Annotated in this window: 11 protein-coding genes; 4 read left to right on the plus strand and 7 right to left on the minus strand. The window is 60.6% G+C overall.

Annotated features, from left to right (window positions below; all coding sequences use genetic code 11):
- From PLH32_10225 to PLH32_10250, 6 genes are all read right to left on the minus strand, one after another.
- Positions 1-1,380, minus strand: a complete 1,380-nt coding sequence (locus PLH32_10225) for a sigma-54 dependent transcriptional regulator (GenBank protein ID HQJ64975.1) — start codon at positions 1,378-1,380, stop codon at positions 1-3.
- Complete coding sequence (locus PLH32_10230; protein ID HQJ64976.1) at positions 1,377-2,834, minus strand: PAS domain S-box protein; 1,458 nt, start codon at positions 2,832-2,834, stop codon at positions 1,377-1,379. The genes PLH32_10225 and PLH32_10230 overlap by 4 nt, the downstream gene beginning before the upstream one ends.
- A 26-nt stretch (positions 2,835-2,860) precedes the next feature.
- Positions 2,861-3,541: a response regulator gene (locus PLH32_10235; protein ID HQJ64977.1), complete on the minus strand. Its 681-nt coding sequence runs from the start codon at positions 3,539-3,541 to the stop codon at positions 2,861-2,863.
- A 35-nt stretch (positions 3,542-3,576) separates the two neighbouring features.
- Positions 3,577-5,070, minus strand: coding sequence for an ATP-binding protein (locus PLH32_10240; GenBank protein HQJ64978.1), 1,494 nt, complete (start codon positions 5,068-5,070; stop codon positions 3,577-3,579).
- Positions 5,071-5,085: 15 nt separating this feature from the next.
- Positions 5,086-6,039: a PleD family two-component system response regulator gene (locus PLH32_10245; GenBank protein ID HQJ64979.1), complete on the minus strand. Its 954-nt coding sequence runs from the start codon at positions 6,037-6,039 to the stop codon at positions 5,086-5,088.
- A 292-nt stretch (positions 6,040-6,331) separates the two neighbouring features.
- The gene (locus PLH32_10250; GenBank protein ID HQJ64980.1) at positions 6,332-7,879 is read right to left on the minus strand and encodes a S41 family peptidase; all 1,548 of its coding nucleotides are present in this window, start codon (positions 7,877-7,879) and stop codon (positions 6,332-6,334) included.
- 268 nt (positions 7,880-8,147) lie between these two features.
- On the opposite strand from PLH32_10250, the gene PLH32_10255 reads away from it, so the two are divergent.
- From PLH32_10255 to PLH32_10265, 3 genes are all read left to right on the plus strand, one after another.
- The gene (locus PLH32_10255; GenBank protein ID HQJ64981.1) at positions 8,148-9,629 is read left to right on the plus strand and encodes an AMP-binding protein; all 1,482 of its coding nucleotides are present in this window, start codon (positions 8,148-8,150) and stop codon (positions 9,627-9,629) included.
- A gap of 62 nt (positions 9,630-9,691) precedes the next feature.
- Positions 9,692-11,779, plus strand: a complete 2,088-nt coding sequence (fusA, locus tag PLH32_10260; GenBank protein HQJ64982.1) for an elongation factor G — start codon at positions 9,692-9,694, stop codon at positions 11,777-11,779.
- A 71-nt stretch (positions 11,780-11,850) separates the two neighbouring features.
- The gene (locus PLH32_10265) at positions 11,851-12,324 is read left to right on the plus strand and encodes an HIT domain-containing protein (protein ID HQJ64983.1); all 474 of its coding nucleotides are present in this window, start codon (positions 11,851-11,853) and stop codon (positions 12,322-12,324) included.
- Here PLH32_10265 and mazG read toward each other — a convergent pair.
- Positions 12,321-13,124, minus strand: a complete 804-nt coding sequence (gene mazG / locus PLH32_10270; GenBank protein ID HQJ64984.1) for a nucleoside triphosphate pyrophosphohydrolase — start codon at positions 13,122-13,124, stop codon at positions 12,321-12,323. The genes PLH32_10265 and mazG overlap by 4 nt on opposite strands.
- Before the next feature lie 149 nt (positions 13,125-13,273).
- Between mazG and metH the strand changes: the two genes are divergently transcribed.
- Positions 13,274-16,675 carry a methionine synthase gene (metH, locus tag PLH32_10275; GenBank protein ID HQJ64985.1) on the plus strand — a complete coding sequence of 1,134 codons (3,402 nt, stop codon included), beginning with the start codon at positions 13,274-13,276 and terminating at the stop codon, positions 16,673-16,675.
- Positions 16,676-16,733: the final 58 nt, after the last annotated feature.

The raw sequence follows: 16,733 nt of genomic DNA on the forward strand, positions 1-16,733 counted from the left end.
CTATTCGAGTCCGTATTCCTTGAGTTTTTCCCGCAGAGTGGATCGCGAGATGTTGAGCATCTTGGCGGTCCGGGATTTGTTGTTATGGTACTTCTCCAGGGTGCGCAGGACGTGCTGGCGCTCAATCTCCGCCAGGGTCTCCGCATCGCCGCCAGCAGCAGCGGAGTTCCGGACCGGCAGCGCCGTCTGGGACGTGGCGGCGGGAACCTCGATCGGTTCAAGATGAAGCAGCTCCGGGGTGATCTCGTCGCGCTTGCAGAGGATCACGGCGCGTTCGAGGACGTTCTTGAGTTCGCGCACATTGCCGGGCCAGGGGTAGCGCAGCATCATCTCCGCCGCCTCGGCCGAGATCCCCTTGATCGACCGGTTGAACTCGCGGTTGTTCTGTTCGACAAAGAGCTTGGCCATGGGGAGGATATCCTCGGCATGGTCGCGCAGGGGCGGGAGTTGGATCACCATCACCTTGAGGCGGTAGAGGAGATCCTCGCGGAACAGCCCGTCGCGGACGCAGGATTCGAGATTCTGGTTGGTTGCGGCGATGACGCGCACATCGACCGTGATGTCGGTGGTCCCGCCGATGCGGCGGAAGGTGCTGCTCTCAAGGACCCGCAGCAGTTTGGGCTGCAGCGACAGCTTCATGCTTGAGATTTCGTCGAGGAAGATGGTGCCGCCGTGGGCCAGTTCGAAGAGTCCGCGCTTGGTCCCCTTGGCGTCGGTGAAGGCTCCCTTTTCATAGCCGAAGAGTTCGCTCTCGAGTAGGTTTTCCGGGATGGCGGCACAGTTGATCTTGATGATCGGCTTGTCGGCGCGGGCGCTGGCTGCATGGATGGCATCGGCGACCAGTTCCTTGCCGGTGCCGCTCTCGCCCTCCAGCAGCACCGATGTGCGCGGGGTTTCAGCGATGATCTTGACCAGGTTGAGCACCTCTTGGATGGCGGCGCTCTCGCCGTAGAGGCCCGATTCCGGAGCCCGGCGGCGCTGCTGCTCCTTGAGGCGCGCGACCTCGAGCTTGAGGCGATGCGTCTCGAGCGCCTTGGCTACCACCAGCTTGAGCTCGTCAAGTTCGAAGGGCTTGAGCAGATAATCGTAGGCCCCCGATTTCAGGGCCTCGACGGCGGGACGGGCGTCGGTCAGGGCGGTGATCATGATCACCAGCAGCTCTGGCTGCAGCTCGCGGATGCGCGCCAGCACCTCCAACCCGCTCTTCTTGGGGAGTTTGATGTCCAGCAGCACCAAATCGATCAATCCCTTTTCGATGCGGGTGATCGCCTCCTCCCCGCTCGCTGCGGTTTTGACGGCGTAGCCCTCATGCTTCATCACGTCGGCGATGGTTTTACACAGATCCTCATTATCCTCGACGACGAGAATACTCGCCTTCATCTTTTCTCCTCCTCCGTAGGCAGTAGTACGCGAAATGTGGTCCCTGCTCCGACCCGGCTGGTGACGGTGATCTCCCCATCATGGGCGGCGATGATGCGATAGACGATCGAAAGGCCGAGGCCGGTCCCTTGCGCCTTGGTGGTATAAAAGGGATCGAAGATGACCTCAAGGTTTTCTTCCGGAATGCCCACGCCGGTGTCCGTCACGGAGATCTCCACTCCCCCGCGCGCGGGCGCGCCGGTGGCGGCGGGATAGGGCGCCGGGGCGAAGTTGCGGGGTTGCGCCTGAATCACCAGTTCGCCCCCATCCTCCATGGCATCGATGGCATTGATAATCAGGTTGAGAAGCACTTGCTGGATCTGGTGAAAGTCGGCGAATATGGGCGGCGTCTCGGCCGGAATGCGCGAGTCGAAGCGGATCTCATGCTCCTGCAGCCGTTTGTCGACCAGCGTCATCACCTCATGCAGAATATCCTGGATGCGGTGGCGCTTGCGCTGTGGCGGCCGCGGCCGCGCGTAGTCAAAAAAGGTCTTGAGCAGGGCGTCGAGGCGGTTGACCTGCCGGACGATGCGCTCGAGATAGTCAAAGCTCTCTTCGCGCGGCAGCACATCCTGCTGGAGGGTCTGCGCCATCGCCTTGATGCCCGCCAGGGGATTCTTGATCTCGTGGGCGATGCCGGAGGCAAGCACCCCGAGGGAGGCAAGACGGTCCATGCGCATCACCTCCGCCTGCATGCGCTTGATCGCCGAGATATCCTTGAAGCTGAGGATGGAGCCAGTATGGGCGCCGCTGTCGTCGAGCAGCGGCGTGACCGTGAAACCGATGTCGGTTTCATGGCCGGCGCGGGTTTTAAGGGGCATCTCGCGGTTGGTGGGGAAATCACCGCGCGGTGCCTGCTGGAGAAAGGTCCGAGCGGCCTCCTCGCCGACGATCTGCGCCAGCGGCAGTCCGAGCGCTTCGCGGGCGCTGATTTTGAGTACCTCCTCGGCTCCGGCATTGAACGAGGTGATCCGGCCCTCGAGGTCGACCGTGATCAGCCCCGCCTGCATGCTCTTGAGGATACTCTCCTGAAAATTTTTCAGCCCGGTGATCTGCTGTTCGAGCATGATGCGTTCGTTGATGTCGCGCGAGATGCCCACTGCACCCGTCACATGACCATTTTCGATGATGGGGGTCATGTTAGTGGAAAAGTAAAAGGGCACCCCGTCCCGGGAGAGAAAGCGCGCTTCAAAACTGCGCACCGCACCGCGGCAGGTTTCGTGCAGGATATGCTGAACCCGCGGACGGTCCTGCGGATGCACCAGCTCGATGAGCGGGAAAGCGCGCAGTCCGCTCTTGGTGCGGCCGGCGAAGGCCGCAAACTGGCGGTTGCAGTAGATCAGCCTGCCGGGCCGGCTCACGGCGAAGACCATGTCCTGCACGCTCTCAATCAGTTCCTCATAGTCGAATTGCATCGCTCCAGCCTCGGGATTGCGGGTCGTCAGGTTGTCAGTGTCGTCTCGGTGAAGAGTTCGCTGGCGGGAAAGTGTTCTTCGATCAGCCGCACCAGTCGCCGGCTGCTGGTCAGCACCGCATCCAGGTCGAGGTGCTGCTGTTCGCTGAGACCTGCGGGCAGTTCCTGGCGCAATTCTGCCACCAGCCTGGCGATGGTGTTGGCAGCAATGCGCAGATCATCGGCCCAGCGCGGTGCCGGAGCCGCGGCGGCGGGCAGGGGGGCTTCTACAGCAGCGGCGGCCGGAGTTGCAGCAGCGCTTTGCCGCAAACTCTTGAGACTCTTTTCGAGCCGGAGGGTGTTGTCAACCACATTCACCAGCTCACGGTGCCCGAACGGCTTGGTGAGGATGGCGCGCAGATTGGCGGCATAATAGGGATCCAGTTCCTCGAGATAGTCGGTCCGCGCGGTCAGCACAATGACGGGGATCGAGCGGAGCGTGGCACAGGCCGGCTCCCCACCCAGCGCCTGGAGGAACTGCTGGCCCGTGAGGTCGGGGAGCATATAATCGAGGATCACCAGGTCCACCTCCTCGCCTGACATTTTGTTCAGTCCCTCCTGGCCGCTGCGCGCCGACAGGTACTCAAATCCGGCCTTGGTGAAAATGCGCTGTCCGATCAGCAGCATATCCAGGTTATCATCCACCATCAGCACTGTGCCCTTTTTCATCGTCCTAGCCTCCCAGAGGTCGTTCCGTTCTTGTGTCAGCGGATCATATTTTCGGTGTCTTCTTCCGGCGCCGCGCCGTCGGCATGGCCCGGCTGGGCCTTGGGCAGGTAGACGGTGAAGACCGAGCCCTTGCCGATTTCACTCTCGACGGTAATCCGGCCGCCATGCAGTTCGACAATCTGTTTGACCAGGGCCAGCCCCAGCCCGGTTCCCGTGTTCGCGCGCACCGCTTCATGCTCGGTGACACGGAAGAACTTGTCGAATATCTTGCCAAGGGCATTGCGGGGGATGCCGTAGCCCTGATCGTGTACCTCGGTGATGACCTCCTTCTCGTTCTGACGCAGCAGGAGGGTGATACGGGTATTTTCCGGACTGTATTTGATCGCATTGGAGAGGAGGTTGAGAAAAACCTGCTCCATCATGCCGCTGTCGGCCAGAATCTCCGCAGGCTCGTCCGGAGGGTGCACCTCCACCTCGATGTTCTTCTTGGCGGCCAGGTAGGAGTTATTGCCGACGACCATTTGCACCGTTTCGGCTAGATCGATGGGGCTCTTCTTGGGCTGAATCCGTCCCGATTCGATGCGGGAGATATCGAGAAATTTATTGATCAGTTCGCCGAGGCGGTTGGATTCCTTGAGGATGATTCCGGCATATTCTTCCTGCTGTTCGCGGCTCAGTTCGGGATCGAGGAGCAGTTCGCTGAAGCCGGAGATGCTGGTGAGCGGGGAGCGGAGCTCGTGTGCCACCATCGAGACCAGTTCGGTCTTCATCTTGTCGATCTCTTTTTGCTGCGTGATGTCGCTGAGGATGGTGACGATGCCGATGAGTTCGCCATCCTCCTGGAGCACGCGCGCGGCATGGGCCTGAAAAATCCGCGGCTTCCATTCGCCCGACGGCCGCAGAGTGATCTCGAGCGGCGGCAGGGCGCTCAGTTTGTTCTCGCCGGCATCGGCCAGAAGCTGCAGCATCTTCTCCTCGCTGATGAAATTTTCGAGGGGTTGTTGCAGGGCATCGCGTTCACGCAGGCCGAGCCAGCGTTCGGCAGATGCGTTGAGCAGCAAGATATTGCCGCGGGGATCGGTGACGACGACGCCATCGGCGATGTTCTTGATGATGGTCTGGGTCTTGTTGCGTTCCGCGATGATCTGGGCTAGGTTCATGTTGTCGAGGCGGCGCAGTTCGGTGGTCATGTAATTGAAAAGGCGGGCAAGACGGCCGATTTCATCATTCGAGAGCACCTTGATCTCGTGGGAAAAATTGCCGCGGGCGATCTCCGTGGCGCTCTTGGCCAGATCGGAGATCGGCAGGGTGATGTTGCGTGAGAGGAAAAAGGCGACAATACCGGCCAGGAGCAAGGCGAGGACGATGACGCTGAAGAACCCGGGGAAGAGTACGGCGCTGCCCCCATCGGTCCACCGCAGCCAGTAAAAACCCATCAGGACCAGCGGCAGCATGGCGGTGGTGAAGGTGTAAAGAAAGAGCTTGCGGAAGAGTTTGCTCTTGAGTTGTAGCGCGATCCAGTTGCTCACTGATGCAGTCTCCCATTACTGATCCACAACACAATTCCGTCCTTCCGATTTGGCGCGATAGAGGCGCTGGTCCGCGATATGAATCAGGGTATCCGCCGTCCTGGCATCCTCGGTGTAGGCGGCCACGCCGACGCTGACCGTGAGATGCGCCTGCTCCTTGCTGTTTTTTTGCGGGAAGGGGAAATTCTCCACCAGGCGGCGCACCTTTTCCGCCACGATCCGGGCCTGGGCCTTGTTGGTCTCGGGCAGAATCAAGGCGAATTCTTCGCCGCCGTATCGGGCCACCACATCGATGGCACGCGTATGGCTTTTCATCAGCCGTGCGACGATGCGGAGCACCTCGTCGCCGGCCAGATGGCCATGGGCATCATTGAACCGCTTGAAAAAATCGATATCCAGCATCGCCAGGGAGACGTGGAGCTGGTGCCGCTCGGCCCGGCGGATTTCCTGCGTGAGGTATTGTCTGAAGTAACGGTAGTTATAGACTCCGGTCAAGCCGTCGGTGACCGCCAGAGCACGCAGCTGTTCCTTCATCTGCTCGAGCTGGCGGATCTTGACCTGGAGCTGATCGTGCAGGGTCTTGACGCGCAGCAGCGATTTGACCCGGGCGAGCAGCTCGAGCCGGTTGAAGGGCTTGCTGATGAAATCATCCGCCCCGGCCTCGATGCCACGAATCTTGTCATCCAGCTCGTTGAGCGCCGTGACCATGATCACGGGTATGTATTGGGTGGAGAGGTTGCTCTTGAGGCGCCTGCAGGTTTCAAAGCCATCCATCCTCGGCATCATGACGTCGAGCAGAATGAGATCGGGCAACCGTTCATGGATGCGCGACAGGGCCTCTTCGCCGTTGGTGGCCGCCATGGTGTCATAGCCCACAGCGGAAAGGTAGTTTTGAATCAGCTGGATGTTGACCGGGAGGTCATCGACAACCAGGATCAGCGGCCTGTTAACACGATTCAGTGGGTCCACAGCATTGTCCAGGCAAAACCTCATCGTGAAAGCAAAACATTCCTTGGGCGTTGCTGTGGCCGCCGACACGCTCCCTCGCGGGAGTTCCACACCACCCCGCCCTGTGGCCTGTCGGAAACAGTGAGGCAGGCCTTTCCCGCCGCCGGAGTAAAGACTGGCCGGAAACCGACCAGTAAACATACAATTTCCACAAGACTATGTCAAGCTATTTTTTGTGATTCTGCGGCCCGGGCGCAGCGGGGAGAAGGAGTCCAGCCGGGACGGAAGCGGGTATAAGGGGATCCGGCGCGCCTCAGCGACGGACGAGCGAGCGGGCGCGATGCCAGTAGCGGGCGCAACTCTGCACCTGCTTGTCCTCGAGCACGGTGATCATGGTGCGCCCCTCTTCTCCCCAGATCATGGCGGCGATTTCGCGTTTGAGGAGAAAGCGCACCGCGTCGCGATTACGGTTGAGATCCTGCGGAGTGAAATGGACGCCGGCCTGGCGCGCCACCTGCTGAAAATCACGCAACAGCGATTCGGAGGGCTGAAACTCGCGAATGTAGGCATTGCGGTTTCGCGCCAGTTCGGGGTGGGCCGCCGCGAAGGTTTCGCTGAAGATGGCTAGAGGATTTTCTTGGGCCGCCAGCAGGCGCCGCAGAGCCGGAGCGTAATCCACGGAATCCTCGGGTAACTCGACATCGGGGGCAATGCAGCCGCTGGCCGGCAGCAAGCGGCCGCTCGCGGTGCGCACGAAGGCGGCCCCGGTTCCGTCCGAGGCGGTTTTGGCGCCCGTGGTGCTGGTACCGGCGCGCGACATCGAACGGCCGAGCGGGGTGTAGAAACGCGCGGTTGTCAGCAGCAACGCGGAGCCGTCCTGAAAGGTGAATTCGCTCTGCACCAGCGCCTTGCCATAGCTCGGTCGGCCGATAAGGAGAGCGCGTTCCCAATCCTGCAGGGCGCCAGCGACGATCTCGGCGTCGCTGGCCGAGCCGCCGTTGATCAGAACAATGATCGGCAGGGGGGGAAATTTAGCCTCCGCGCCCGCGCGAAATTCCATGTTCGCCCCTGGGCCCCGGCCGGTGGTGTAGGCGATCAACTGGCCCGCGGCGAGAAAGCGGTCGGCCACCTTGATGCCGGCCTGAAGATCCCCGCCGAAGTTGTCGCGAAGATCGAGGATAAGATGGGTGGGCTTGGCGCCGCGCAGCCGGCTCCAGGCCTGGTCGAATTCAGCAGGGGTGGTCTGAATGAATCGCTCAAGATGACAATAGGCGACCGAATCGTTGAGCATAAAGGCGCTGCTGATCGTTTGCGGCACAATGACGCGCTTGCTGATGGCAAAAGGCAGCAGATCGCGCACCCCTTCGCGTTCGATATCGAGGCGGACGACCGGCTCCTGCAACAGCGCCGGCAACTCCTTGTCGTCGATGTACTGGGCCATGCGGCCGCTGATGCGCATGATCTTGTCCCCGGGCCGGATGCCCGCCTCCGCGGCTGGACCGCCCGGGACGACGGCGGCGACCAAGAGTTTTTCCGGCAGGCGGTTGTATTTCAGGCCGATCCCCTGATAGCCCTGGTAAGTTCCCTTGTAGTTGGCAAATTCCACCGGGGTGAGATAAACCGAATGGGGATCGAGGGCGCTGAGAATTCCGGTGATGGCATGGTCGATGAGATCATCGGGATCATGATCATCTACATAGAACCGCTCAATCTTGTCGAGGACCATGGAGAGAATCATCATCTTGCTGTAGGCGCGCTGGGCGGCCTGGAGCAGACGAGCGGGGCCGATCCATAGCGTGATTGCGGCCAGGGTGATGCCGACGGCAAGAAGTCTTCGAGATTTCGGGCGGAGGTGAGACATGCGTAAAGTTAATGAAAAAATCTAAGTTATACAAGCCTCAAGAGAAAATTCTCTTGACATTTTCAAAGTTTAGAAGTAATTTTTTCAGATATAATTAAAGGCGAAAGGGCATCAGGGAAGCCCGAGATGAACCACCCCTGTCCGGTTTTGACACGGCGGCGGCCTCCGGCCTTTCCTGAAGAAGTATCTTAATAATAATATAATCATTTTATTACAGGTATATTTTTTGTCAACGCTCAATGCTCATCTGATTAAAGTCGCAAATAAAATGCCAGAAAACTGCGCCATGGTTTTCGGCAGTCACAGAATTGAATATCGCCGCTTTTATTCAGCCGTTTGCCGTCTTGCCGCCGGGCTCCAGAGCCTCGGAATTCAGCGCGGCGACCGCGTGGCGCTTCATCTGCCCAACGTCTCCCATTTTTGTATCAGCTATTATGCCTTGCTGCACATCGGCGCTGTCGTCGTCCCGCTTAACATCCTCTCACGGGAGGCGGAACTCACCGCCATCCTGCAACACAGCGGCTGCCGGGCCATCATCTCCTGGACCGGCTTCACGGCGCAGGTGCAATCCGCCCTCACCCAGGCGCGTGAGTGCACCCTCTGGCTCCTCCTCGGTGATACCATGCCCCGTTCGGCCCTCTCCCTCACCCAATTGATCGCGCGCTCGCCAGAACAGAGTTACGATCCCGTGAGCAGCCCCGATGATCTGGCGGTCATCAATTATCTCGCCGGCAGCGCTGAAGAGGCTCTGGGCGCGGAATTCACGCATGCCGCCCTGGTGGCCAGCGCCACCACCTATTCCGAGATGTTCCGCATGACGGTTGACGACCGCATCCTGGCGGTCCTGCCGCTCTTCCATCCCCTCGGGCAGACCCTGGTGATGCATGGCACCTTTTATACCGGCGCCACGCTGGTCCTGCAGCCGCGCTTCGTCGCCGCCGAGGTGGTCGCCGCCCTGCGCGATCACCGGATCACCTATCTGGCCGCGGTGCCCGACATGTTCAAAATCCTCTCACAACTGGGGCCGCCCGATCCCCCGGTGACCACCCTGAAATACGCGCTGAGCTACGGTGCCCAATTGCAGCCCGGCGTGGTCGAGGCCTTTGAGGCCAACTTCCATTGCCATCTGCTCGAGGCCTACGGTTTCACCGAAGCCGGCCCTCTGGTCACCTCCGCCCGGATCAACCGGGAACGCAAGCCCGGCTCCTCCGGGTTGCCCCTGCTCGGCGTTGAGGTGCGCATCCTCAACGAAGAGGGTGTGCAGCTGCGCCCGCACCAGAGTGGCGAGATTTGGGTCAAGAGCCCCAGCATGATGCAGGGCTACCACAACAAACCGGACCGAACCCTGCAGCGGCTGCGCGACGATTGGTTCTTCTCCGGGGATATCGGCTACCTCGATGACGAGCACTACCTCTTTGTCCAGGAGCGCAAGGAGGACATCATCACTAAGGGAGGATTCCAGATCTTTTCCTTCGAGGTCGAGGAGATCCTCGCCCGCCATCCGGCGATCGCTGAAGCGGCGGTGGTGGGCATCCCCGACCCAACGCAAGGCCAGGAGGTCAAGGCCGTTCTGGTGCTGCGTCCCGGCGTGACCCTCAGCCGCGATGAGCTCATAACCTGGTGCCGGGAGTATCTACCGGTTTACAAGACCCCCCGGTATATCGAATTTGTGAGTGCACTGCCCAAGACTACGACGGGAAGGATCCTGAAAAACAAATTGCGCAGCGAGGCTGCCCATGGCAAACAATAGTTCATTTCATTATAAACAGACCGCCCCCTGCCTCTGGCAGGGCAAATAAAAGGAGAACCATCGTGAAAGATTACGGCCCCAATGATATCCGCAATGTCGGCCTGGTCTCACACCAATCGACAGGCAAAACAACACTGGTTGAAGGCATGCTTTTCGCCGCCGGCGCCGTCACGCGTCTCGGTACCATCGACGACGGCACCACCACCTCGGATTATCGCCAGGATGAAATCGATCGCAAGATATCCATCAGTGCAGCCCTGATGACCATCGACTGGAAGAAGTGCAAGTTCAATCTCCTCGATCTCCCGGGGTACCCCGATTTCATCGGCGAGGTGTACTGTGGCATCCGCGTTACCGATCTGGCTGTGGTCTTGCTGAACGGCGTTTCCGGCATCGAGGTCGGCACCGATATGGCCTGGGAGGTTCTCGAAAAGAACAAATCGCCGCGTCTTTTCTTCGTCAACCGTCTCGACAAGGAGCACGCCGATTTCAGCAAGGTGGTCGCCGAGACCCAGGAGGCCTATGGTTTCAGTGTGATCCCGGTGCAGTTCCCCGCCAGTGAGGGCGAGGGGTTCGATGCCGTCATCGACCTGCTGACGATGAAAAAGCTGACCTTTCAGACGGATGGCAGCGGTAAATACAAGATTGAAGAGATCCCTGCCGACCTCAAAGGCCGTGCCGATGAGATGCGCAATGCCCTGATTGAAAAGATAGCCGAGGCAGATGACGCCATTCTCGAAAAGTACTTCGATGCCGGCGAGCTGACAGCCGAGGAGATCACCCGGGGCCTTCGCGCCGGCATCCGCAACGCGTCGATCTATCCGGTGCTCTGCGGTGCGGCGAATCGCAACATCGGCAGCATCCCACTGCTCGATTTCATCGCAGATTACGGTCCCGCTCCAAGCGACCGGCCGGCCGTCGCAGCTGTCGATGCCGGCGGAACCGCGGTCGAGGTGGCCACGGATGTCAAGGCTCCCTTCAGCGGCTTGATTTTCAAAACCCTCTCCGAGATGCATGTCGGCGAGCTCTCGCTCATCCGCGTCTACTCCGGCCAGATCAAATCGGGCGACGAGGTGCTCAATACCTCCAACAACGTCACCGAAAAGATCGGCCAGATCTACGAACTCAACGGCCGCAACCGCAAGGAAATGGGCACCCTCATCGCCGGCGATATCGCCGCCCTGGTCAAGCTGCGTAACACCCATACCAACAACACCCTGGCCGACCGCAAGAAGCCGGTAGTGTTCCCGGCGGTGATCTTCCCCGAGCCGGTGGTCCAGGTGGCGGTGACACCGAAAAGCAAGGGCGATGAGGACAAGATCTCGAGCGGCTTGCATACCCTCAATGAGACCGATCCAAGCTTCACCATCGAAATCAATCCCGAACTCAAGCAGACGGTCCTTTCCGGGCAGGGCGAGATCCATCTGGCCGTGATCGTCAACCGCCTCAAGGAGCGCTATGGCGTCGAGGTGGAACAGAAGAAGCCGCGGATCCCCTACCGGGAGACGATCACGGGCAAGGCGGATGAGAAGTACCGTCACAAGAAGCAGACAGGCGGCGCCGGCCAGTTCGCCGAGGTCTGGATGCGCATCGAGCCCCTGCCCCGCGGTGCCGGATTCGAATTCGAATCCCAGATCGTCGGCGGCTCCATCTCCGGTCCGTTTATCCCCTCTATCGAAAAGGGTGTCCGCCAGATCCTCGAGGAGGGCGCGATCGCCGGCTATCGCATCGTCGATGTCAAGGCCATCGTCTACGACGGCAAGGAGCACCCGGTCGATTCGAAGGACATCGCTTTCCAGATCGCCGGCCGTGAGGTATTCAAGATGTGCGTCCAGTCGGCCAAGCCGATCCTGCTCGAGCCGATCTACGACATCGAGGTCAAGTGCCCCGAGGAGAATATGGGCGACATCATGGGCGACCTCAACAGCCGCCGCGGCCGCATCATGGGCATGGAATCGATCGGCCGCTTCCAAGTGGTCAAGGCCAAGATTCCCCTCGCAGAACTGCATAACTACAGCAGCACCCTGCGCTCTTTGACCCAAGGGCGCGCCTCGTATACGCGCAAATTCTCGCACTACGATCCGATGCCCAAAGAGGTCGAGGCCAAGGTCATCGCAGAAGCCCAGGCGGAAAAAGCCGCCGCGCATTAAGCGGACGGTCGCAACCAACACGCCCTCCCGCTGGTTCGCAGGGGAGGGCTTTTTATTGCAAAGGAGAGCGTATGAACAAGCTGTGGGCGCCGTGGCGCATGGAATATATCCTGCAGGAAAAACCGGAGGGGTGCATCTTTTGCGATAAACCCCTCGAAGCGCGCGACCGCGAGAACCTGATCTTGCATCGCGGTGCCTCCTGCTTCGTCATCATGAACTTTTATCCCTACAACAACGGCCATCTCATGGTCGTCCCCTACCGTCATACCGCCGATCTGGCCGGACTGACCGAATCAGAACGGCTCGAGATGATGACCCTGCTCGGCCGCTGTACCGAGGTCCTGGGGGCGCAGATGCATCCTCAGGGCTTTAATATCGGGATGAATTTGGGCCAGGTTGCGGGGGCGGGGATCGATGAGCACCTCCATTTTCATATCGTCCCGCGCTGGAATGGCGACACCAATTTCATGCCGGTCACCGGCCACACCAAGGTGCTCTCGCAGGGATTGCAGGAGTCCTGGGAAGCCCTGCGCGGCCTGTTTTAGGAGCGCTCCTCCCGCTTGACCTCGTCCCAGATCCGGTCCATTTCCGTCAGGCTCGAATCCTCGATGCGCCGCCCCTGGCGGTGCAACTCCTCCTCCACGGCGTGAAATCGCCGGGAAAATTTCTCGATGGTGCCGCGCAAGGCATCCTCAGGATTGACCTTGAGGAATCGGGAGACATTGACGATGGAGAAGAGCAAATCCCCGAGTTCGTCGCTGATTCGCCCGGCGCTGGCAGTGCCGACCGCCTCCTCGAGTTCACCTACCTCCTCGCGGATCTTGTCCCAGACCGGCCCCGCGTCCGGCCAGTCAAAACCCACCGCCGCCGCCTTGTTCTGGATGCGATAGGCGCGGATCAATGCCGGCAGTTCTTTGGGCACTCCATCGATGGCCGACTTCTTGCCCTCCGTGGCCAGCTTGGATTGTTCCCAGGCCACGGTCTGCTCCGCCGCGGTCTTGATGACAGCGTCGCCAAAAATGTGGGGATGACGACGCTCGAGCTTGTTATTGATATGCTCGAGCACGTCTTCAATGGTGAAGAGACCCGCTTCGGCAGCCATCTGCGCGTGAAAGACCACCTGCAGCAACACATCCCCGAGTTCGCCCGCCAGTTCCTCATAGCGTCCCTCATCAATGGTCTCGATGACCTCGTAGGCCTCCTCGAGCAGATGCTGGCGCAGCGAGGCGTGCGTCTGTTCGCGATCCCAGGGGCAGCCCTGCTCGCTGCGCAGCAGGGCCATGATCTCCACCAGCCGTGAAAAGCGGCGATTATCCCCGCTGGTCGTTTCCGTGTCTCTCGCCATTGCATTCCTTTCCGGGTGAGCGTTTTCAAACAGAGGAAAATATAGTTATTTTTCGCCTGTCCTGCAATCATTCTCCCACTAAGGGCTTGAAAAACTGCCATTATTTTAGTAGTTTCATGGGATTTATTCCATCAGCAGAAGGGAGAGCGATGACCTTTCGTGAGCAATTGCAGCAGCCCCGGGTGCTCCTGTTCGACGGTGCCATGGGCACGCAGATCCAGGGGATGCCAATCCGTGACGCGGAATGGGCTGGCAAAACAGGCTGCAACGAGATTCTCAATCTCACGGCCCCGGAGCGGATCGCCGCCATCCATGCGGCTTATTTCGCAGCGGGATCCGATGTGGTCGAAACCAACACCTTTGGCGCCAACCGTATCGTCCTGGCGGAATACGGCCTGGAGGAAGAGACCCGCGCCATCAACCGCGCTGCCGCTGAAATCGCGCGGCGGGCGGCCGCCGCAGCGGGGGGCCCGCTGCGTTATGTGGCCGGCTCGATCGGGCCGGGGACCAAACTCATCTCCCTCGGCCAGATCCGTTTCAGCGAACTGCACGCCAGCTATCTGGAACAGGCCCTTGGGCTGATCGAGGGCGGGGCCGATCTGCTGCTGATCGAAACCTGCCAGGATCTGCTGCAGATCAAGACGGCGCTGCTCGCCTGCCGCGATGCGATGCAAGCGCTCGGCTGTGACCTTCCCCTGGCGGTCTCGGTGACGGTCGAGACCACCGGTACCCTGCTGGTCGGTTCTGAGATCAGTGCCGTCCTCGCTGCCCTGGCCCCCTATGGGATTGACATTCTCGGTTTGAATTGCGCCACGGGGCCCGAAGCGATGCGGCCGTACATCCAGCAGATCGCCGCAGAATTCCCCGGCGCCGTGCTCTGCCAGCCCAACGCCGGACTGCCGGAGAATGTGAATGGCGAGATGGTCTATGCCCTGGGTGAGGAGGAATTCGTCCGTCATCTGGCGGCGATGGTGCGCCAGGAGGGTGTGCAACTGGCCGGCGGCTGCTGCGGCACCACCCCAACCTACATACGCCGCCTCGCTGCAGAGCTCGCCGGCGTCGTGCCCCATCCCCGCCAGCCGCAGCCAGCCGCCGCGATCTCATCCCTCTTCACCAGCGTCACCCTGCGGCAGGAACCCGCCCCTTTCTTCGTCGGCGAACGCGCCAACACCAACGGCAGCAAGCTCTTTCGCGATTACCTACTGGCGAACGACTGGGACGGCGTGGTCGCGATCGGCATAGAGCAGCAACAGACCGGCGCGCACGGCGTCGACCTTTGCGTCGCCTATACCGGTCGCGACGAGATGGCGGATATGCGCGAGGCCGTCAGCCGCTTTGCGGCCCGGGTGCAGCTGCCGCTCTTCATCGACTCCACCGACGTCCGCGTCCTCGAAGAGGCCTTGCAGCGCTATGGCGGCCGTGCGGTCATCAATTCCATCAACCTCGAGGAAGGTGAAGCACGAGCCGATAAAATCTGCGGTCTTGCCAGGCGCTACGGCGCCGCGCTCATCGCCCTGACCATCGACGAACAGGGCATGGCCCTTGAAGTCGAACGCAAGCTAGCCGTGGCCCGTCGTCTCTATGACATCGCCGTCGGCCGTCACGGCCTGCGACCCCAGGATCTGATCTTTGACACCCTCACTTTCACTCTCGGCAGCGGCGATGCCTCCCTCAAAACCGCCGGCATCGCCACCCTTGAGGGCATCCGCCGCGTCAAGGCAGAACTGCCCGGTGTCTTCACCCTGCTCGGGGTCAGCAACATATCTTTCGGCCTCGCCCCCCATGCCCGCGAAATCCTCAACTCGGTCTTCCTCGCCGAAGCGGTCGAGGCGGGACTCGATCTGGCCATCGTCAACGTCAAAAAGATCCTCCCGTTGTACCAGATCGATCCGGAGGATCTCGAACACTGCCGTGATCTCATATACAACCGTGGCGAGAATCCGCTCTTCGATTTCATCAATCATTTCGATAAAAAATCAGGCAAGCAGGCAGAGGCGGCCGGCGACGAGAGCCAGCTCCCCATCGCGGAACGCATCCGCCGACGCATCATCGCCGGCAACCGCTCCGGCCTCGAACCAATGCTCCTGGAGGCCATGCAGAGTGCCACTGCAGTGGAGATCATCAACACCCTGCTCATCCCAGCGATGCGCGAGGTCGGCGACCTCTTCGGCAGCGGCCGCATGCAGCTCCCCTTCGTCCTGCAGTCAGCTGAGGTGATGAAATTCGCCGTCGACAAGCTCCAGCCCTTTATGGACCGGAGCGAGGTGCCGTCGCAGAACAGCATCGTCCTGGCCACCGTACGCGGCGATGTCCACGACATCGGCAAGAATCTCGTCGACATCATCCTCACCAACAACGGTTATAAGGTGTACAACCTCGGCATCAAATGCGAAATCGAGACCATGATCCATAAAGCCCGCGAAGTAAGCGCCGACGCCCTTGGCATGAGCGGCCTGCTGGTCAAATCGACGGTGGTGATGAGGGAGAATCTCGAGGAGTTGCAGCGCCGCGGCTTGCGGCTGCCCGTCCTACTTGGCGGCGCCGCCCTCACCCGCAGCTATGTCGAGGGAGTCTGCGCCCCGGTTTATGACGCCCCGGTGGTCTACTGCGCCGACGCTTTCGAGGGTTTGGCAGCCATGGGCAGGCTGCGTGAGGGCACCCTCGCCCTGTCCGCAGCCGTGGCGCCACGTCCTGCCGCTGCACCGGCGCCCCCGGCTCCAGCCCGGGAATTCGCCCCCATCCGCCGCGACATCGATATCCCGGTTCCGCCCTTCTGGGGCGACCGGATCGTCGAGGAGATCGATCTCGACACCGTCTTCGGATATCTGACCGAGTCGGTCCTCTTCCGTGGCCGCTGGGGCTACCGCCGTGGCAAGCTGACAGCGGCCGAATATCAGACCCTGCTGGAGGAGCACGTTCTGCCCGAATTCAGGGCGCTCAAGAAGCGCTGCAAGCAGGAAAAGCTCCTAGTGCCACGGGTGGTCTACGGCTATTATCCCTGCAACAGCGAGGGGGACGAGGTGATCCTCCTCCATCCCGAAGACGGAACGGAATGGGTGCGCTTTGCCTTTCCGCGTGAGCGCCAGGCCCCGTTCCGTTGCATCGCCGACTATTTTCTGCCACGCTCTTCCGGCCGCCGGGACCTCATTGCGCTGCAGGTGGCGACCGTCGGAGATCGCGCCAGCACAGAAACCAAACGGCTCTATCAGGAGAACATCTATAAAGACTATCTGCTGCTGCATGGACTGAGCGTGGAAAGCGCCGAGGCCCTCGCCGAATACTGGCACCGCCGGGTGCGCGAAGAGCTGGGGATAACAATGGAGGACGGCAGCAGTGTGGAAGAGTTGGTTGTGCAAAAATATCGCGGTTCGCGCTACTCCTTTGGGTACCCAGCCTGTCCCGACCTTGCAGAGAATCGCAAGCTTTTCGCGATCCTGCGGCCCGAACGCATTGGCGTGACCCTGACCGAAGGGGACCAGATGGAACCGGAGCAATCCACCTCGGCGTTCATCGTGCACCATCCGCAGGCCAAATACTTCAATATCCAGTGAGAGGGGAGGCTTTGATCCGGTCGTGACACCCGGATCGAGGACAAGAAATCAGAAAAAG

The sequence above is a fragment of the bacterium genome (assembly GCA_035419245.1).
In the GTDB taxonomy this organism is placed as follows: domain Bacteria; phylum Zhuqueibacterota; class Zhuqueibacteria; order Residuimicrobiales; family Residuimicrobiaceae; genus JAKPUX01.